This window comes from Pseudomonas saudiphocaensis (genome assembly GCF_000756775.1).
GTDB lineage: Bacteria > Pseudomonadota > Gammaproteobacteria > Pseudomonadales > Pseudomonadaceae > Stutzerimonas > Stutzerimonas saudiphocaensis.
Map to the genome: position 1 here is coordinate 289,656 of NZ_CCSF01000001.1, position 18,973 is coordinate 308,628.

The window sequence follows — 18,973 nt, forward strand, 5'->3', positions numbered from 1 at the left end:
TGTGAACGTAGGATGGATGTCGCTTTTTACATCCACCACTTGCACGGTGGAAAAGACCTTCGGTCGTTTTCCACCCTACGAACAACGACCGGAGAGAAGCCATGCAGATCAGCCACCTCGATCACCTGGTTCTGACCGTCGCCGACATCGATGTCACGACGGACTTCTACTGCCGCGTGTTGGGCATGCAGGCGGTGACGTTCGGCGAAGGGCGTAAGGCGCTGGCCTTCGGTCGCCAGAAAATCAATCTGCACCCGGCCGGGCGCGAGTTCGAGCCGAAGGCCGAACGCCCGCAGCCAGGCTCGGCGGATCTCTGCTTCATCGTCTCCACCCCACTGGAAGAGGTCATCGAGCACCTCGCAAAGCAGGGCGTGGCCATTATCGAGGGCCCGGTCCGGCGGACCGGTGCCACCGGCCCGATCCGCTCGGTCTACCTGCGCGATCCGGACCTGAACCTCATCGAACTTTCCAACCCCCTGGAGCCGACCGCATGAGCCAGCACACTCAAGCGCTGACCGAATTCCTCGCCGGGCTGCAGTACGAGCAGATTCCCGATACGGTGCTTGCGCGCACCGAAGACCTGTTCCTCGACTGGCTGGCATCGGCCCTGGCCAGCGCCGGTTCGCACCCGATTTCACTGTTCGAGCGCTACGCCGAGCAGATGGGCCCGGCTGAAGGGCCGGCACGCATCTTCGTCAACGGCAAGAGCAGCAGCGCCTATTTCGCCGCGCTGGTCAACGGCGCCAGCTCGCACCTGGTGGAGCAGGACGACCTGCACAACAGCTCGGTGCTGCACCCGGCCACGGTAGTGTTCCCGGCTGCCCTGGCAGCCGCCCAGGACCTCGGCAAATCCGGCCGTGATCTGCTGGTGGCCTCGGTGGCGGGCTACGAGGCGGGCATCCGCATCGGCGAATTCCTCGGCCGCTCGCATTACCGCATCTTCCACACCACCGCGACCGTCGGCACCCTGGCCGCCGCCGTCGCCGTGGGCAAGCTGATGGGCTTCGACCAGAAGCAGTTCACCCATCTGCTGGGTAGCGCCGGCACCCAGGCGGCGGGCCTCTGGGAATTCCTCCGCGACGCCGCCGACTCCAAGCAGCTGCACACCGCCAAGGCGGCCGCCGACGGCCTGCTGGCGGCCTACCTGACGAAGGACGGCCTGACCGGCGCGCAGAACATCCTCGAAGGCGACCAGGGCCTGGCGGCGGGCATGTCGAAGGACGCCAACCCCGCCGCGCTGTCCGACCGTCTCGGCAGCCGCTGGGCGCTGGTGGAGACCTCGTTCAAGTTCCACGCCTCCTGCCGCCACACCCATCCGGCCGCCGACGCGCTGCTGGATCTGATGCAGCGCGAGCAGCTCCAGGCCGACGACATCACCAGCGTCATCACCCGCGTGCACCAGGGCGCCATCGACGTGCTGGGGCGCGTGGTGGTGCCGCAAACCGTGCACCAGGCCAAGTTCTCCATGGGCACCGTGCTGGGCCTGATCGCTCTCTACGGCAAGGCCGGGCTGACCGAATTCCATACTCACGCGCTTACCGATCCGCGCGTCGGGGCGTTTCGCGAGAAGGTCTCGATGATGCTCGACGCCCAGGTGGATGACGCCTATCCGGCGCGCTGGCTGGGCCGGGTGGAAGTGAACACCCGGGACGGTCGCAACCTGCATGGCGCCATCGACGAGCCCAAGGGCGATCCGGGCAACACCCTGAGCCGCGAAGAGCTGGAAGACAAGTTCCGCCGCCTGGTGGCGTTCTCCGGCGCACGCAGCGCGGACGAGGCGGGCGCCTTGATCGACCGGGTCTGGCGGTTGCGCGAGGCGAGCCAGTTAAACGACCTGGCGTAGGGTGGATGTCGCTTTTTACATCCACCGTGGATCCGCTCGGGGTGAATGACGGCGAAGCCTCATCCACCAGAACGGCGCAAGCGCTGCTGGGACTTGAACGAACGCGTGGAAAAGGCTTCGCCGTTTTCCACCCTACGCCGAATTTGCAGGAACCTGATATGAACGACACAACCGCCAAACCCCGCCCACTCGACGGCATCACCGTGGTCAGCCTCGAGCACGCCATCGCCGCGCCGTTCTGCACGCGCCAGCTGGCCGACCTCGGCGCCCGGGTGATCAAGGTGGAGCGGCCCGGTTCCGGTGACTTCGCCCGCGGTTATGACGAGCGCGTCGACGGCCTGGCCTCGCATTTCGTCTGGACCAACCGTTCCAAGGAAAGTCTGACCCTGGACGTCAAGCAGCAGGATGCCGTCCAGGTGCTCGACCAGCTGCTGGCCAAGGCCGACGTGCTGGTACAGAACCTTGCTCCGGGCGCTGCGGCGCGCATGGGGCTGTCCTTCGAGGCGCTGCACGAGCGTTTCCCGCGGCTGATCGTTTGCGACATCTCCGGCTACGGCGAGGGCGGCCCCTACGAACAGAAGAAGGCCTATGACCTGCTGATCCAGTCCGAAGGCGGTTTCCTTTCGGTCACCGGCGGCCCGGGTGAAGAGGAAATGGCCAAGGCGGGATGCTCCATCGCCGATATCGCCGCGGGTATGTACGCCTACACCGGCGTGCTGTCTGCGCTGATGCTGCGCGACAAGACCGGCAAGGGCAGCCGTGTGGACGTCTCCATGTTGGAAAGCCTGGTGGAGTGGATGGGCTACCCGCTGTACTACGCCTACAAGGGTGCCACGCCGCCACCCCGGGCCGGCGCCGCCCACGCCACCATCTACCCCTACGGGCCGTTCCCCACCGGTGACGGCGGTACCGTGATGCTCGGCCTGCAGAACGAGCGCGAATGGCTGCTGTTCTGCGAGAAGGTGCTGTTGCAGCCGGAGCTGGCGCGGGACGAGCGCTTCTCCGCCAACTTCAAGCGTTCGGAAAACCGCGCCGCGCTGCGCGCCATCATCGTCGAAGCCTTCTCCCGGCTGAGCGCCGAGGAAGTTATCGCCCGCCTGGACGCCGCGCCCATCGCCAATGCCCATGTCAACGACATGGCCGGCGTCTGGGAGCACCCGCAGCTCAAGGCGCGCCAGCGCTGGAGCGAGGTGGACAGCCCATCCGGCAGGCTGCCAGCGCTGCTGCCGCCAGGGCGCAATACCGCATTTACGCCGCGCATGGACCCGATTCCGGCCCTCGGCCAGCACACCGATGCGCTGTTGGCCGAGCTCGGCTACGCCGCCGGTGACATCCAGCGGCTGCACGAACAGGGCGCGGTATGAGGCGCCGGTAGAGCCAGATGGCCGGCGATCCAGTAACGTCGCTGCTTCGCCACGCGCCGGTACGCCGGCTCGCTCTACCGAAACGACCAACAAAAAGGAATGACCATGAATTCGAACATTATCCGCAGCGCGCTATTCGTCCCGGCCACGCGCCCCGAGCGCATCCCCAAGGCGCTGGCCACGGGGGCCGACGTGGTGATCGTCGACCTGGAAGATGCAGTGGCGGAGGACCTGAAGCGTGAAGCGCGGGATAACCTCGATGCCTTACTCAGCGAAAACCCGCAAGCACGGGTGCTGGTACGCATCAATGCGCCGACTCATCCAGAACAGGCCGATGATCTGGCGTTGTGCGCGCGCCATGCAGGTGTAGCTGCCGTGCTGCTGCCGAAAGTGGAAAGCGCCGTGCAGGTGGCCCGTGCGGCCGGCTGCGGCAAGCCGGTTTGGCCGATCATTGAAAGTGCGCGAGGGCTTGCTCATCTGGCGGAAATCGCCCACGCCCAGGGTGTCGAGCGCCTGTCATTCGGCGCCCTGGACCTGGGCCTGGACCTCGGCCTTGCCAGCGGCACAGCCGGTGCCGAGCGCATGCTCGACCAGGCGCGTTACGGCATCGTGCTGCAGTCGCGCCTGGCCGGCCTGGCCGCGCCGCTGGACAGCGTGTTCCCCGATATCAAGAACCTCAGTGGCCTCGCCACCTTTGCCGCCAGCGCCAGCGAAATGGGCTTTGGCGGGGTGCTGTGCATTCATCCCAGTCAGGTCGCCGTGGTGCATGAAACGCTTATGCCCAGCGCCGAGGAGCTTGACTGGGCCAATCGCATCCTTGCCGCTGGAGCCAGTGGTGAAGGGGTGTTCGTGGTGGACGGACAAATGGTCGATGCCCCAGTCATCGGTCGTGCCCGCCGCCTTCTGCAACGTGCGGGGCAAGCGACTCCCTGAAAAGGGGGCGCCTGCCTGCGAGCGTACCGATTCATAAAAACAAGAGGGTACAAGCATGATCCATCGCACCATCAAGACACTTGCCTGCGCAATTTCTCTGTCAGTAGTTGGCATGGTCCAGGCGGCCGAGACGGCGTCCGCTCCCATCAGCATCAAGTTTGCCCACGTAGTGGCCGAGCACACGCCCAAGGGACAGGGCGCATTGATGTTCAAGCAGCTGGCCGAGGAACGTCTGCCGGGGCGGGTAAAGGTCGAGGTCTATCCGAACTCGTCCTTGTTCGGTGATGGCAAGGAAATGGAAGCCCTCCTGCTTGGCGATGTGCAGTTGCTGGCACCGTCGCTGGCCAAGTTCGAGCATTACGCAAAGCAGATCCAGATCTTCGATCTGCCGTTCATCTTTGACGACATTCATGCCGTCGATCGCTTTCAGCAGAGCCCCCAGGGCAAGTCGCTGCTGACTGCCATGGAGGGCAAAGGCATCACCGGCCTTGGCTACTGGCATAACGGGATGAAGCAGCTGTCATCGAACAAGCCGCTGCATTCACCCAAGGACGCACGCGGTCTGAAGTTCCGGGTACAGGCCTCCGCCGTGCTCGACGAGCAGTTCAAGGCCCTGCGTGCTGCGCCGCGCAAGATGAGTTTCGCCGAGGTTTATCAAGGCCTGCAGACCGGCGTGGTCAACGGTACCGAGAACACCTGGTCGAACTATGAAAGCCAGAAGGTGCACGAGGTGCAGAAGTTCTTCACCGAGTCCAATCACGGCGCCATCGACTACATGGTGATCACCAACACCAAATTCTGGAACGGCCTGCCGGACGATGTACGCACCGAGCTGGATGCGATCATGGCCGAGGTTACCGTCGAGGTGAACAGGATGGCCGAGGAACTGAATCAGGAGTCCAAGCAGCGCATCATCCAGGCAGGCACCAGCGAAGTCATTCAGCTGACATCCGAGCAGCGTGAAGAATGGCGCAAAGCAATGCAGCCGGTGTGGAAGAAGTTCGAAGCTGATATAGGCAAGGAACTGATCGACGCCGCGATTTCAGCCAACCAGCCGTCCTGACCACTGCTGCTGTAACGACAAAGGCCCGCTACTGCGGGCCTTTGTCGTTTATGCCGGCGGGAAACTCCCGAGTGGATCAGACCAGGTCTGTTCCGTTGCGCTTGGCGGCGCGGATGTCATTGGCAAGGCCGAAGCAGAGCAGGCCGAGCACGGCGGTGGCGATGGCAGGCCAAATCAGTACATAGGCGGTTAGAGCGATACTGGACATGGAACATTCTCCTTTTCTTTCGTCTTGGTCTTGATGTCTTGTTCAGTTGTCTGGAAAGCGATGACCTCATGGCCGATCTGATCAAAATCGAAGCGCTCCTGATTGCGCAGACTGATGGCCACACAAACCATCATGCTGACGCCATAAGCGGTCAGAGAGCTGAGCAGAACGGTGTAATCGCGCAGGAAGCCCACGGCGAACGGGGCCAGGATCAGTGCGGCGAGCGTGCCGAAGAGGATGCCGGCGCGGCGACCGAAGAAGCCGAAGGTCATCAGTCCGATCACGACCCCCCCTCCAATCGAGGCGCAGAGTTCGAAGAAAACACCTAGCAGGCCGTCCATCGGGGCCAGCTCGAAGCGAGTGACGAGGAACATTGCGAACGCCGAAAGAGCTGCCCAGGTGAAGGCCTTGTTGGTGACCCGATCCCAAAACAGGCTGGCGATTACGGGGAACACGATGGAACCCCACAGTGCTCCGACGAAAATCAGCATGGTGAGGATGTCGAGCTTGAGGCTGGCGAAGATCACGCCAATGGTGGTCGCTACGATCATGGTCAGGCGACCGATGCGCAGCATTACGGTGGGGTTGGGTTTGTTCTTGGCCAGGGTCTTGCCGTAAATGTCGGTCATCACGATGGAGGACAGGGCCGACAGATCTGAATCTGCGGTAGAGGACAGCGAGCCAATCACCATGATGAATAACAGCCCGATCATGAACGGCGGCAGATAGCTCGATGCCATCTGCGGGATCAGGTTGTTCAGATCGCCGTCGATGGGCTCGATGCCGGCCAGCAGCGCCAGCAGACCGAGCATGCCAAGGCCGATGACGATGGCGCCGTAGCCGACGGTTGCGGTGAGGAAGGTTGGCTTGATCAGGTCTTCCCGCACGGCGAACAAACGCTGGGCGATGGTCTGGTTGCCAATGGCATAAGCCAGCACGGCGACGAAGAACGGGGCACCCTGCTCAAGGATCGCCGTCGGTGAGTAAAAGCTTGCCTGTTCTGGCGCCAACCGTGGCATGCCCTGTTCGAACAGCTCGGGGCCGCCGAGTTGGAAGAAGATCATCGGAATGATGATGACCGCGGCGAGAATCATGGCTATCAACTGGCCGAAGTCGGTCAGCACTGAAGAGCGGAATCCTGACCAGAGCGTGTAGGAAAGTACGCCGAAGCCGGCGAAGAGCACGCCATGCACGAAGCTAAGAGGAGAGAGGACTGCGACCAGGGCGCCTGCGGCGGTGAAGTTGACTGTGAGACTGATGCAGCTACCGAGGATATTGGAGCCGGCGAGGATCATCTGACTAGAGCGCCCGTGTCGGGCATGCATGATTTCCCCCAGGGTATGCGCTTTAGGTGCCAGCTGGCGGAAGCGCTTGCCGAAGGGGTAGATGAACAGAATCATCAATGCACCCCAGAAGCCGTAGTGCAGGGCGCCGGATAGCCCGTATTTGTAGCCGGCGCTGGCCGCCGCATAAAAGGAAGCAGCCCAGATCCAGGTGGCGGTCATGCTTGCGGCTGACATGCCGAAGCCCACCTCGTTGTTGGAAACCATGTAGCTGTCCACGTTCTCTTTCTTCTGCACGATGCGGGTCGACACCAGAAAAGTCAGGCCGTAGAAGCCCAGCAATAGCAGCAGAACGGTGGGTAGGGCGAGTTGGTACACGAAAACTCCTTTCATAGCCTCAAGCACCGCCGGCGCGACGCTAGGCCGTAAATACGGCAGGCGTTTTATAGGCAACCCGTTTGCTGCATAGCGCAGACGTGGTCGAGCTTTAGCTCGAGGGGTTGCGAGCTGGGAAGGCCCACAGGAAGAGATCGCACGGTGCGATCCTGAGCATGGGCGAAGCCTTCGTGCTTCGCCGCTCCGGCCTGTGGCCAAGAGTGCCGGCAGTCGTCAGTCGACAGTTGAAATCACGTCTGGCAGCTCATGGCCTGACGTGCAAAAGCGAGCGGAATATACCACGCACTGTCGCAAATGGCGAACGGAACGGGGTACATATTCGGGAAACTGCTGAAAAGGTTAGTTTCCAGCATCGGATTTGCTTTTTTTAAACCTTGCATTCTTTGGGTGTTTGCAGCGCCTTACAACCCCCGCCATGGCGGCAAGGGGCTGCTTGCAAAGGCGCCTATCAGATGATGCCGCGCTCGCGCAGACCCTGGCGTTGCGCCTCGCACAGGCCGAGCCCCGCGAGAATGTCGTCGGTGTGCTCACCGAGCTTCGGGCCGCCCTCACCGATGCGGCCTGGTGTGCGGCTGAGCTTGGGCAACACCCCGGGCACCTTCAGCGGGCCGGCGAAGGTCTGGGTCTGCTCGATCATCTGCCGCGCCAGATAATGTGGGTCGGCGACGATATCGGCAGCTGTGTAGGGGTAACCTGCTGGAACATGAGCGCCCCTGAGCGCTTTCATCACTTCGTCTCGGCTGAAGCCTGAGGTCCATTCGCCGATGGCGTTATCGATCAGCTCCGCGTGTTGGGCGCGACCGTCGTTGTGGGCGAAACGCGGGTCTTCGGCCAGATCCTGGCGGCCCATCAGGGTCATCAAGCGTTTGTAGATGCTGTCGCCATTGCCGGCGATCAGGACGTAGTTGCCATCCTTGCAGAGATAGGAATTCGACGGTGTGATACCGGGCAGGGCGCTGCCAGCCGGTTCGCGTACATAGCCGAAGGCGTCGTACTCCGGCACCAGGCTTTCCATCATGGCGAACACCGACTCGTACAGCGCCACGTCTATCTGCTGGCCAATGCCGCTGCGATGGCGTTCCTGCAATGCCAGCAGCACGCCGATTACGCCGTATAGCGAAGACAGTGAATCGCCAATGCTGACGCCGACTCGCACCGGTGGCTGGCCTGGGTAGCCGGTCAGGTGGCGCAGGCCGCCCATGGCCTCGCCGACCACGCCGAAGCCCGGCAGGTCGCGGTAAGGGCCGGTCTGGCCGTAGCCGGAAATGCGCAGCATGATCAGGCGCGGGTTGAGCTGCGACAGGGCCTCCCACCCCAACCCCCAGCCTTCCAGGGTGCCGGGGCGAAAGTTTTCCACCACCACGTCGGCTTCGGCCACCAACTGGCGCACGATGTCCTGGGCTTCAGGCTCGCGCAGGTCAAGGGTGAGCGAATGCTTGTTGCGCGACTGCACATGCCACCAGAGCGAGGTGCCGTCCTTGAGCTTGCGCCATTTGCGCAAAGGATCGCCGGCGCGCGGCGGCTCGATCTTGATCACCTCGGCACCGAACTCGCCCAGCAGCTTGCTGGCGAAGGGGCCGGCGATCAGCTGACCCATTTCGATGACCTTGATGCCCTGCAGGGGCAGGGCATTGCTGAGTTGTTCCATGGCTACCTACCTGAATGCGTCGTTCCCGGTGAGCATGACCGAGGGCTGCCGTGCGGGCAATCTCGCCCCCTGGTCTGTCCGGTCTATGCTTGGAAAAGCCGGAGCGGGTCGTGGCGGTGAAGGAACGCATCCGGCGCAGCTGGAATCAAACGCAATGTCTGCCAGGCGCGTGGATGGGAACAGGGGTTCGCCTGCGAGACAGGAGTACAACTGATGCCGTGAGGTGAGTGCCCATGACTACCGCGTCCCTATACCCCGTGCGGCCCGAAGTGGCGGCGCGGTCGCTGACCAACGAGGCCGAGTACAAGGCCCTGTATCAGCAATCGGTGATCAACCCTGAAGGATTCTGGCGCGAACAGGCGGCGCGTCTGGACTGGATCAGGCCCTTCACACGCGTCAAACAGACCTCCTTCGACGACCATCATGTGGATATCAAATGGTTCGCTGATGGCACGCTGAACGTGTCGGCCAACTGCCTGGACCGTCATCTGCAGGCGCGCGGTGATGAAGTAGCGATCATCTGGGAAGGCGACGATCCGGCCGAGTGCAGGCATATCACCTACCGTGAGTTGCACCGGGAGGTCAGCAAGTTCGCCAACGCCCTGCGTGGTCAGGATGTACATCGTGGCGATGTGGTGACCATCTATATGCCGATGATCCCCGAGGTCGCGGTGGCGATGCTGGCTTGCGCGCGCATCGGCGCGATCCATTCGGTGGTGTTCGGCGGCTTTTCACCCGAAGCGCTGGCGGGGCGCATCATTGACGGTGAGTCCAAGGTCGTGATCACCGCCGACGAAGGCCTGCGCGGCGGCAAGAGCGTGCCGCTGAAGGCCAACGTCGATGAGGCCCTGACCAACCCGCGCACCCGCTGCGTACAGAAGATCATCGTGGTGCGTCGCACCGGCGGCGACATCAAATGGAACCAGCATCGTGACGTCTGGTACCACGAGCTCATGCACGTGGCCGGCGAAGTCTGCGCGCCGAAGGAAATGGGCGCCGAGGAGCCGCTGTTTATCCTCTACACCTCCGGTTCCACTGGAAAACCCAAGGGCGTGCTGCATACCTCGGGTGGTTATCTGCTGTACGCCGCGCTGACCCATGAGCGAGTCTTCGATTACCGCCCTGGCGAGATCTATTGGTGTACCGCCGACGTCGGCTGGATCACCGGGCACAGCTATATCATCTACGGGCCGCTGGCCAACGGTGCGACCACGCTGATGTACGAGGGCGTGCCGAACCATCCCGATGTGACGCGCATTGCGCAGATCATCGACAAGCACCGGGTGAATATCCTCTACACCGCACCTACGGCGATCCGCTCGATGATGGCCGAAGGTGAAGCTGCAGTGGCAGGGGCCGACGGTTCCAGTCTGCGCCTGCTTGGCACTGTCGGGGAACCGATCAATCCGGAGGCGTGGCACTGGTATTACGAGACGGTGGGCAAGTCGAATTGCCCCATTGTCGATACCTGGTGGCAGACCGAGACGGGCGGCATCCTGATCAGTCCCTTGCCCGGCGCTACTGCGTTGAAACCAGGCTCCGCCACCCGACCGTTCTTCGGTGTGGTCCCCGGCCTGGTGGATAACCTTGGCAATCTGCTGGAGGGACCAGCCGAAGGCAATCTGGTGATTCTCGACTCCTGGCCGGGGCAGATGCGCAGCCTTTACCGCGATCACGACCGCTTCGTCGATACCTATTTCAAGACATTCCGCGGCATGTACTTCACCGGTGACGGCGCGCGCCGCGACGAGGACGGCTATTACTGGATCACCGGGCGCGTGGATGACGTGCTGAATGTCTCCGGGCACCGCATGGGCACGGCGGAAATCGAAAGTGCGCTGGTCGCACATCCCAAGGTGGCCGAGGCAGCGGTAGTGGGAGTGCCGCATCCGGTGAAGGGGCAGGGCATCTATGTCTATGTCACGCTGCTGCACGGTGAACAACCAAGCGATGCGCTGCGCAAGGAATTACTTCAGTGGGTGCGCCACGAGATCGGCCCGATCGCCGTGCCGGATACCCTTCAGTGGGCGGAAGGGCTGCCGAAGACGCGCTCGGGCAAGATCATGCGGCGCCTGCTGCGCAAGATCGCCACGGACGATTTCGATTCGCTGGGTGATCTCTCGACGCTGGCCGATCCAGGCGTGGTGCAGCAGTTGATCGATGCGCATAAAGCTGCCCATGCAGGCTGAGCGGAGATGGCGGCGAGGGTTAGGCTCGCCGCCATCTCAGGCGAATCGGCATTTTGATCAGGAAGCCGGCGATGGCTGTGGCGTCGTGGGCAGCTCCTGCTGCACCTGACTGACCAGCATCTCCGGCAGGTTGCCGCCGATGAACTCTACCTGGCGGATGGGGAAGGCGAAGTCCACTTCCAGCTCATGCACGCCTTCGAGCAGGCGCAGGTTGATCTCCTCCTGCACGTCCATGTAGGCGTTGTAGTCGGCGGTCTGCATGATGTAGACCACCTCATAGGTCAGCTGGCTGTTGTCGAAGGCGAAGAAGTGGGCGCGATCGAACTTGGCCATTTCGATATCGTCGATGATCCGGCGCACCAATTGGCTCACCTCGCGCAGCTTGCTGGCCGGTGTCTTGTAACTGATCCCGAACTTGAACACGATCCGCCGCGTATCCATGCGCTTGTAGTTGTGGATCGTCTGCGAGAGCAGGTCGGCGTTGGCACACACGACTTGCTCGCCGCTCAGACTGCGGATGCGTGTGGTTTTCAGCCCGATATGCTCGATGTTGCCGGCGATATCGCCGAAGACCACGAAGTCGCCGATCTCGAATGGCTTGTCGATGCCGATGGACAGCGAGGCGAAGACGTCGCTGAGCAGCGTCTGTACCGCCAGGGCTATGGCGATACCGCCGACCCCGAGGCTGGCCACCATGGCGGTGATGTCCACGCCGAGATTGGCCAGGATCGACAGCAACATCATGGTCCAGACCACGATGCGCAGCATGATGCCGATGATGGTGGTGGTTACCGGGTTGCGTGCCTTGCCGTCGCGGGTAAGGCTGTCCATCCACAGGTGCACAGCGGTGTCGAGCCAGAGCGCCATCTGCACGGCCAGGGCGATGAACCATGTGTGAGACATGGCCGATTCCCAGCGCAGCGGCAGTTCTGCGAATTTCAGGCCGATCAGCAGCGACATTGCGATCAGCAGCAGCTGGCTGGTGCGGCTGAGCATCTCCGCGATCATGCCGGCAAAGCCGCTGGTCGAGCCTTTGCCCAGTTTGCGCAGTCGATAGGTGACGACTTTGAGAACCGTCTGCAACACCACATAGCTGACGAAGGTGGTGCCAAGGACGATGGCGATGTTTATCCACAGTGCCTGGTCCAGCATCGCTTCCCAGTTCATCAATAACCTCCCGTAACAGACGCGGCCAAGCGCCGGGCAATGGCTACTTTTTCAGTAGCCTTTGCGACCCATTAGTTCCTTGTTTTCGAGGTTCGTCTGAAAAGGCCGGCCGTTGCGCCACCGCCAGAACGCTGTCAGCGGGAGGGAAGGTGTTCGCGCAATTGTTCGTAAGCGCCGGCGTTGATCACCTGCGTGTAGCCCATCTCAAGCAGCAGGTCCTGAGCGGCGGACGAGCGGCGGCCGCTGCGGCAGTAGAGTGCGATGGGCGTGTCTTTGGCGGGCGCGACCAGGGCGATACGCTGCGCCAGGTCAGCGGTTTCGATGCGTACGGCGCCGGGCAGCGCTCCCTGAGCGTGCTCTGGCGCGGTGCGGACATCGATCAGAACGGTGCCGGGGTTCTGCAACGCGGCAAGTGCCGCCGGCCGGTCGACCTCACCTGCCGCAGCGGCGGTGGCGACGGTCATGAGCATTGTGAGCAATTTATACATGGCGCCTCCTCTCAATTGGTTTGAGACTGTCGTTCAGCTGACCAGGCGAGTCAGGTTCGGCAAGATCAGGATGACAGTAACGGCAATCAGAATCAGCGTAGCCTGCTTGAACTTCTTCTGTTTGAACATTGCTGAAGCCCTTTTTATTGTTATTGCAGCAGTGATGTTCCAGTCGGGCTTGTGGCGTTCCCTCAAGCGGTCGGGCCTGCAAGCGCCCGGAAAGTAGAAAGTAAGCAATATGCAGACCATTGCGAGCAGGCCGCTGCAACGCGCCGGCCTTCGCTGCTTTCACGCCTGGTTGGGGTGTCATGGTGGGTGCGCCGCCGCGGGGATTGGGCAGGCGGCGGGTGGAAACGGAACAGAGAGGGTAACGGGCGCAGCGGTGGGATGGGGGCTGGCAGCTCAGGTTCCGCAGAACACGGCTGCCGCGGCGTATCGGTTCAGGTCTTGTCTGGCAGCAGGAAATTGCCGGGGCCCTTGTTTTCCAGCGTTGGCACTTCCGCTTCGTCCTTGAGGTCGACCCCCGAAAGTTGCCTACGGCAGGCTTCGCGCATCAGGTACATCAGGCGGAAGGTGGCCATGCCGTAGCTCAACCCCTCCAGGCGCACATTGGAGATGCAGTTGCGGTAGGCGTCGTTGAGGCCGACCTTGGGCGCGTAGGTGAAGTACAGGCCGAGGCTGTCGGGTGAGCTGAGGCCGGGCCGCTCGCCGATCAGGATTACCGTCATCTTCGCGCCCAATCGCTCGCCCACCTCGTCGGCCACCGCTACCCGGCCTTGTTCCACCAGGGTTATGGGCGCCAGAGACCAGCCCTCGGCGGTCACCTGTTCCAGCAGCCGCTTGAGGAAGGGCAGGCTATGGCGGCTGACCGCCAGCGAAGACAAACCATCAGCGATGACGATAGCCAGGTCGTGACCGCCGCCGTGTTCCTTGACGTGTTCGTTCAGCAGGGTTGCAGATTCGTCATCCAGCCGACGACCGAGATCGGGGCGCTGCAAATAGATGTGGCGGTCACCGGCAGCGCTGCGCAGCAGCAAAGTGCGATGGCCAAGACTGTGCAGCTCCTCGCGCAGGGCTGTGTGGTCGAACGGCAAGTGCACGGCGTCTCGCGCCTGGGCGTGGGCGAACTGGAAATCGAGCTGGGCACGACTGGGCAGGCTGATGCCGGCGCGGCCCAGGGCGATGCGCGCTGGCGTCAGCTGGCGCAGCTCTTGCCAGGGGTTTTCGGTGGTGGGGGTCTGTTCGGACATGCGTACCTCTGCATGAAAAATCTGGAAGACTCAGGACAATTGCGCCAGTGCCTGGCGGAAGGCGGGTGGCAGGTCGTTGCCCATGCGCAGCTGGCCGTCCTGCTGGTGAAGGATGCCCATGCGGGCCAGCCACTCCTCGAATTCCGGTGCCGCACGCAGGCCCAGCACCTTGCGGGCGTAAAGCGCGTCGTGGAAGGAAGTGGTCTGGTAGTTGAGCATCACGTCATCGGATCCCGGGATGCCCATGATGAAGTTGATGCCGGCGGCGCCCAGCATGGTCAGCAGCATGTCCATGTCGTCCTGATCGGCTTCGGCATGGTTGGTGTAGCAGATGTCGCAACCCATGGGCACGCCCAGCAGCTTGCCGCAGAAGTGGTCCTCCAGGCCGGCGCGGATGATCTGCTTGCCGTTGTAGAGATACTCCGGGCCGATGAAACCGACCACGGTATTGACCAGAAACGGGTTGAAATGGCGGGCCACGGCGTAGGCGCGGGCTTCGCAGGTCTGCTGGTCGACATCGTGATGGGCGTTGGCGGAAAGCGCGCTGCCCTGGCCGGTTTCGAAGTACATGAGGTTGTTGCCCAGGGTGCCGCGCTTGAGGCTCAAACCGGCTTCATAGCCTTCCTGCAGAACCTTGAGGCTGATGCCGAAGCTGGCGTTGGCCGCCTCGGTGCCGGCGATGGACTGGAATACCAGATCCAGCGGCGCACCCCGCTCGATGGCGGCAATGGAGCTGGTGACGTGGGTCAGCACGCAGGACTGGGTCGGAATATCGTAGCGCTGGATAACAGCATCGATCATGTCCAGCAGGGTGCAGATCGAGCCCATGCTGTCGGTGGCCGGGTTGATGCCGATCATGGCGTCGCCGTTGCCGTAGAGCAGCCCGTCGAGGGTGCTGGCGGCGATGCCGGCCGGATCGTCAGTGGGGTGGTTGGGCTGCAGGCGGGTGGACATGTGACCGCGCAGGCCCATGGTATTGCGGAAGCGGGTCACCACACGGATCTTTTGCGCCACCAGGATCAAGTCCTGCACCCGCATGATCTTCGACACCGCCGCGGCCATTTCCGGCGTCAGCCCCGGTGCCAGGGCGCGCAGGCTGGCTTCGTCGGCCTGGTCGCCCAGAAGCCAGTCACGCAAGCCGCCTACGGTCAGATGGCTGACCGGGGCGAAAGCCGTGGCGTCGTGGGTATCGAGGATCAGGCGGGTGACTTCGTCGCTTTCGTAGGGAATCACCGCTTCGGTCAGAAACTGCTTGAGCGGCACGTCAGCCAGGGTCATCTGCGCCGCGGCGCGCTCGGCGTCGCTGGTCGCCGCGATGCCGGCCAGGCAGTCGCCCGAGCGCAGCGGGCTGGCCTTGGCCAGCAGTTCACGCAGGTTGTCGAAACGCCAGGTCTGGCCGCCGATGCTGTGAGAGTAGGTTGTCATTTCAGTCTCCTGGAATGCGTTGTAGTTAGACCAATCAGGACGCCTGCTTCTTCAGCAGTCCTTCCAGGCGGTTACCGGCGGCGCGGTGTTCGAGTATTTCGAATATTTTTTCGGCCACCACGCTGCCGGCCTCGATGGGTGGCAGGCCGCCGCTGTAGATGTTGGAGATCACTGTGTATTCGTAGCGGATGTCGGCGTTGCCACTGAGGCGGGCTGCCTCCTCACGTGCCTTGTCGTCTGGCAGGCGATAGCCGAGGTAGGCCGACATGCTGCGCGAGGCCAGGGTGTCGCCACCGGGACGCTCGCCGATCAACACGACAATCAGCTGTGGTTGCAGCGCCTCGCCCACCGACTCCGCCAGCTTGACCCGGCCATACGGCGCCAGGATCGGCTGCCCGACCCGCAGCTCGCGGCTGCGCAGGCCATCGAGCAGCACCGGCAACAAGTCGGGAATGTTGTGGTGGATGGCCTCGGCGCTCAGGCCGTCGGAGATGACGATCTGCACGTCGTTGTATTCGGGCTGCAGACCTTGGAGTTCTTCCTCGGCCAGACGGGCGCCGAGTTCCGGGTCCTGCAGGTGGGCCAGTTTGTCCGGGGCGCGGGTGTGCAGCTCGCGCAGCGGAATATCGGCGATTTCCGTTGGGCGCAGGTCGACGTAGATCGCTTCGCGGGCTACCGCCAGGTTGGCGCGCACGGTGCGCGAGACCCGGTTGGCTGGTCGCGGCCCAGCGTTGTCGAAGCCGTAGGTGCCGGGTGTCGACTCGTTCAGGCGTTGGAAATCGATATCCGACTCGCAGAAGATGCGCGGGTTGCCCCAGTTCGGGCCGCGGCTGACGTTGCCGTGGCTGTCCTGCTCGAAGATGCCCTTCGACAGCGCCCAGCGCAGGTACTCCGGGGCCGGCGTCAGGTCGTGGACTTCCCGCAGGGTCTGGTTGTCATGGGCGCTGGTGTCGAAGTAGGCGAGCATGCGGTCGGTGCTCAGGTAGACGTCCATGAAGAAGTTGGCGCCTGCTGCCGTGAGCAGCTCGGTGGCCATCTGCTGGCCTTCAATGGTGACCTGAGAGTGCAGCGTGTAGCAGGGCGCCATGCCCATCGGCAGACCCAGCAGCTTGCCCATGAACTGATCCTGCAGGCAGGAATAGGTCATCTCGAAGTTGTCCAGGTGGGTCTCCGGGCCGATAAAGCCGGTGACGTTGTTAACCATGAACGGTTTGTAGCGCCGCGCCAGGCCGTAGCACAGCGCCTCGGTGGTGGTCATGTCGATGCCTTCGTGCTTGCCGTAGGTCAGCTCGCTGCCCTGGCCGGTCTCGAAGTACATGAAGTTTTCCGCCACATCCCGCAGTGGGCCTTTTTCGCGCATGGTCTGCCAGGCCTGATCGAGCAGCTCGACGGTGACGTCGAATTCGTCGGTCAGGGTGCGCTCGGTGCCGGCCAGGCTCTGGAACATGATCTCCACCGGCGCGCCCTGTTCCAGGCAGGCCAGTTGCGTCTTGATATGCGAGAGCACGCAGATCTGGGTTGGCGCGCCAGTTTCGCGGCGCAGTTTGTCCAGATGGCGCAGGGTGGCACTGATGTTGTCCACGGTGTCGATGGCCGGGTTGAGGCCGATCAGCGCATCGCCCGAGCCCATGCTCAGGCCGGTATAGACCAGCAGGGTGATGCCGCTGAGGTTGTCGGTCGGATGGTTGGGCTGCAGCCGTGAAGACAGTGTTCCAGGCAGGCCGACCAGGGTTCGCGCCTTGGCGGCCGCGCCGCTCTTGAGTTTCTTCGACAGCAGGATCAGCTCGTGGACATCCAGCAGCTTGGTCAGGGCGGCGGCCATTACCCCGGTCAGCGCCTGGCCGATGCGGCGAATCTCATTGCCGTTGCTGCGCAGTAGTCGGTCCTTGAGTTCGCCCAGCGTAAGCCCGGCGATTTCGCTGAAGGTGTCCAGGTCGATGTCGTAGTTGACCCGCATCACGCTGTCGATGCGGCCTTTGCGGTCGGTCAGCGGGTGGTCGTAGTAATGCTGCAGGGTTTGCTCGGAGAGCACTTTGCGCGCTGCTTCGCGGGTTACTTCATCGCCAGCGGCCAGACCAGCTACGCGGTCGCCAGCCTTGCTGATGTCGGCGGCACCGAGAACAGCCTTGAGGCTGGGAAATTCAATCTGGCGATCGAGTATGCGCGTAGCGTAGCTGCGATCGGCCGATGCCGTTGGAAGTTGGATCTGCTCAAGCGATTTCAGAGACATGCAGTTTCTCCCGTACGGATTGTTGTTGTTCAGTGCACGCCGTAAAAGGCGACCGGCACGATTTGCTGCCGGGGTTTGCCCAGGTTGACGTAATGCGCGTGCCGTTCGCGCACTTCGTCGATCACCAGAAGATTGACCGGCAAGCGCCCCCAATCACTGGCGTAGCTGCCCAATGCCTTGCCGGCGTTGCCCTCAAGCAGAATCACCAGCGGCCAGTCGGCATCCGGGCCGACCTGGGTGATGGCGCCGGCCAGGCGACCGCCGAGCTGGCGAATGCCCTGAAGCCCGAGGGCGTTGCCGCTGTCCAGCAGTTGCAGGCAGGCGCCGCTCCGACTGCTGCGCGCCATGGCGATGGCATCGGCCAGTTGTGCCTGGCTGGCGTTGGTGTCCAGGCGCGCGACGATGGGCAAGTCCTTGAGCGGCAGCGCCTGCGGACGCGGCAGGAACAGGGTGGTGCCGGAGATCTCGGTGTTGTGCAGCGTCAGGCCGTAAACCGTGGCGCGCCCTCGGTTTTCCGGTACCAGCCGCCGTGCATCGCGCACCAGGCGCGGTGTGGCGGCAATGGCCAAAGCCAGGTCGATGCCCAGATCGCCGTAGTGGGTGGTGCCGGGCAGGGCCTGGCCGTCGAGGTGGCGATAGAGCAACTCGCCGACACCGCCGGAGAAGGTCACGGCACAAGGGGCCGATGGCGAGGGCAGGCTCAGGGGGATCTGTTCGATCTGCTGCCCCAGCTCGGATCTGAAGAACGCCGTATCACCCTCGACGATGGCCAGCAGCGCCTGGATATTCCAATCCAGTACTGCCGCCACTTGCGTACGGTTCAGTTCGGCGCCGACACGGAAATCGATGCCCAGCGCCCGCAGCAGGTGCTCAGCAAAAACCGAGAGGCCACGCAAACGATAGCTGCCCGGTTCGAACTGCAGGTGACGGGCGCCGATGAAGTGACAGCCACAGGCCAGCACGTTACCGGCGAGCCCTAGGGCCGCGTTGGTGGTGCCGCCGCCGATATCCAGGTTCAGCAGCGGCTGCCCTTCATGGAAGCGACTCAGGGTCGAGCAGCTGCCCATGAACGCCAGCCAGGATTCCAGGCCGCCGTCGTCGGCGCGGGTGACCAGCGCATCACCGACCAGCTCGCTCACCAGCTCGGCCAGCGCCTGCGCGTTGTTCTGCTGAGCGGCCAGACCGGTGATGATGACGCCGCCGGAGAACAGGTCTGCGGCCGTCACGCCGGCTTCATTCAGCCAGCCAGCAATCAGGCCGCGGATGGCAGCGAGGTCGATGCTGCCGTGGTTGAAGGGTGTGAACACCGGTTCGCCACGGTAGAGCACGCAAGGGTTCTGCAGAGCCATGCGTCCGGTCACGCAATGGCTGCTGATACTGGCTTGCGCGACCAGTGCGCTGCTGGTGGTGGAACCGAAGTCCAACCCCAGCAACAGCACTTGTCCGCCATTGGCAACCGCCTGCGGCATGCTCGTTTACCTCGCCG

At 63.1% G+C, this 18,973-nt stretch carries 15 protein-coding genes; 6 read left to right on the plus strand and 9 right to left on the minus strand.

The annotated features are described in order from the left end of the window. Nucleotides 1-101 precede the first annotated feature (101 nt). From BN1079_RS01480 to BN1079_RS01500, 5 genes are all read left to right on the plus strand, one after another. Nucleotides 102-494 (plus strand): VOC family protein, encoded by a 393-nt coding sequence (locus tag BN1079_RS01480; RefSeq protein ID WP_037021793.1) that lies wholly within the window; start codon nucleotides 102-104, stop codon nucleotides 492-494. After that, nucleotides 491-1,843 carry an MmgE/PrpD family protein gene (locus BN1079_RS01485; protein WP_037021794.1) on the plus strand — a complete coding sequence of 451 codons (1,353 nt, stop codon included), beginning with the start codon at nucleotides 491-493 and terminating at the stop codon, nucleotides 1,841-1,843. The genes BN1079_RS01480 and BN1079_RS01485 overlap by 4 nt, the downstream gene beginning before the upstream one ends. A 158-nt stretch (nucleotides 1,844-2,001) precedes the next feature. Next, the gene (locus tag BN1079_RS01490) at nucleotides 2,002-3,207 is read left to right on the plus strand and encodes a CaiB/BaiF CoA transferase family protein (protein WP_037021795.1); all 1,206 of its coding nucleotides are present in this window, start codon (nucleotides 2,002-2,004) and stop codon (nucleotides 3,205-3,207) included. A 105-nt stretch (nucleotides 3,208-3,312) separates the two neighbouring features. Then, nucleotides 3,313-4,140 carry an HpcH/HpaI aldolase/citrate lyase family protein gene (locus tag BN1079_RS01495; protein WP_037021796.1) on the plus strand — a complete coding sequence of 276 codons (828 nt, stop codon included), beginning with the start codon at nucleotides 3,313-3,315 and terminating at the stop codon, nucleotides 4,138-4,140. A gap of 55 nt (nucleotides 4,141-4,195) precedes the next feature. Then, on the plus strand, nucleotides 4,196-5,203 hold the full coding sequence (locus BN1079_RS01500) for a TRAP transporter substrate-binding protein (RefSeq protein ID WP_037021797.1): 1,008 nt from the start codon (nucleotides 4,196-4,198) through the stop codon (nucleotides 5,201-5,203). A gap of 76 nt (nucleotides 5,204-5,279) precedes the next feature. On the opposite strand, the gene BN1079_RS17765 is transcribed toward BN1079_RS01500, so the two are convergent. From BN1079_RS17765 to BN1079_RS01510, 3 genes are all read right to left on the minus strand, one after another. Continuing rightward, nucleotides 5,280-5,411: a putative transporter small subunit gene (locus tag BN1079_RS17765; protein ID WP_221739848.1), complete on the minus strand. Its 132-nt coding sequence runs from the start codon at nucleotides 5,409-5,411 to the stop codon at nucleotides 5,280-5,282. Next, entirely contained in the window at nucleotides 5,393-7,072 is a 1,680-nt protein-coding gene (locus BN1079_RS01505; protein ID WP_037021798.1) for a sodium:solute symporter family protein, read from the minus strand. The genes BN1079_RS17765 and BN1079_RS01505 overlap by 19 nt, the downstream gene beginning before the upstream one ends. Nucleotides 7,073-7,538: 466 nt before the next feature. Continuing rightward, entirely contained in the window at nucleotides 7,539-8,738 is a 1,200-nt protein-coding gene (locus BN1079_RS01510) for a CaiB/BaiF CoA transferase family protein (protein ID WP_037021800.1), read from the minus strand. 233 nt (nucleotides 8,739-8,971) lie between these two features. Here BN1079_RS01510 and acs point away from each other — a divergent pair, with 233 nt between their 5' ends. Continuing rightward, nucleotides 8,972-10,927, plus strand: a complete 1,956-nt coding sequence (gene acs, locus BN1079_RS01515; RefSeq protein ID WP_037021802.1) for an acetate--CoA ligase — start codon at nucleotides 8,972-8,974, stop codon at nucleotides 10,925-10,927. Nucleotides 10,928-10,984: 57 nt separating this feature from the next. On the opposite strand, the gene BN1079_RS01520 is transcribed toward acs, so the two are convergent. The 6 genes from BN1079_RS01520 to BN1079_RS01545 form a co-directional block, all read right to left on the minus strand. After that, on the minus strand, nucleotides 10,985-12,094 hold the full coding sequence (locus BN1079_RS01520; protein WP_037021810.1) for a mechanosensitive ion channel family protein: 1,110 nt from the start codon (nucleotides 12,092-12,094) through the stop codon (nucleotides 10,985-10,987). A gap of 134 nt (nucleotides 12,095-12,228) precedes the next feature. Next, nucleotides 12,229-12,582: a rhodanese-like domain-containing protein gene (locus BN1079_RS01525; protein ID WP_037021811.1), complete on the minus strand. Its 354-nt coding sequence runs from the start codon at nucleotides 12,580-12,582 to the stop codon at nucleotides 12,229-12,231. Between the two features lie 440 nt (nucleotides 12,583-13,022). After that, nucleotides 13,023-13,832 (minus strand): ethanolamine ammonia-lyase subunit EutC, encoded by an 810-nt coding sequence (eutC, locus tag BN1079_RS01530; RefSeq protein WP_037021813.1) that lies wholly within the window; start codon nucleotides 13,830-13,832, stop codon nucleotides 13,023-13,025. Nucleotides 13,833-13,862: 30 nt separating this feature from the next. Continuing rightward, on the minus strand, nucleotides 13,863-15,257 hold the full coding sequence (locus tag BN1079_RS01535; RefSeq protein WP_037021816.1) for an ethanolamine ammonia-lyase subunit EutB: 1,395 nt from the start codon (nucleotides 15,255-15,257) through the stop codon (nucleotides 13,863-13,865). Nucleotides 15,258-15,291: 34 nt separating this feature from the next. Continuing rightward, nucleotides 15,292-17,487 (minus strand): ethanolamine ammonia-lyase, encoded by a 2,196-nt coding sequence (locus BN1079_RS01540; protein ID WP_037021819.1) that lies wholly within the window; start codon nucleotides 17,485-17,487, stop codon nucleotides 15,292-15,294. Nucleotides 17,488-17,516: 29 nt separating this feature from the next. Further along, nucleotides 17,517-18,956 (minus strand): ethanolamine ammonia-lyase reactivating factor EutA, encoded by a 1,440-nt coding sequence (locus tag BN1079_RS01545; RefSeq protein WP_037021821.1) that lies wholly within the window; start codon nucleotides 18,954-18,956, stop codon nucleotides 17,517-17,519. Nucleotides 18,957-18,973: the final 17 nt, after the last annotated feature.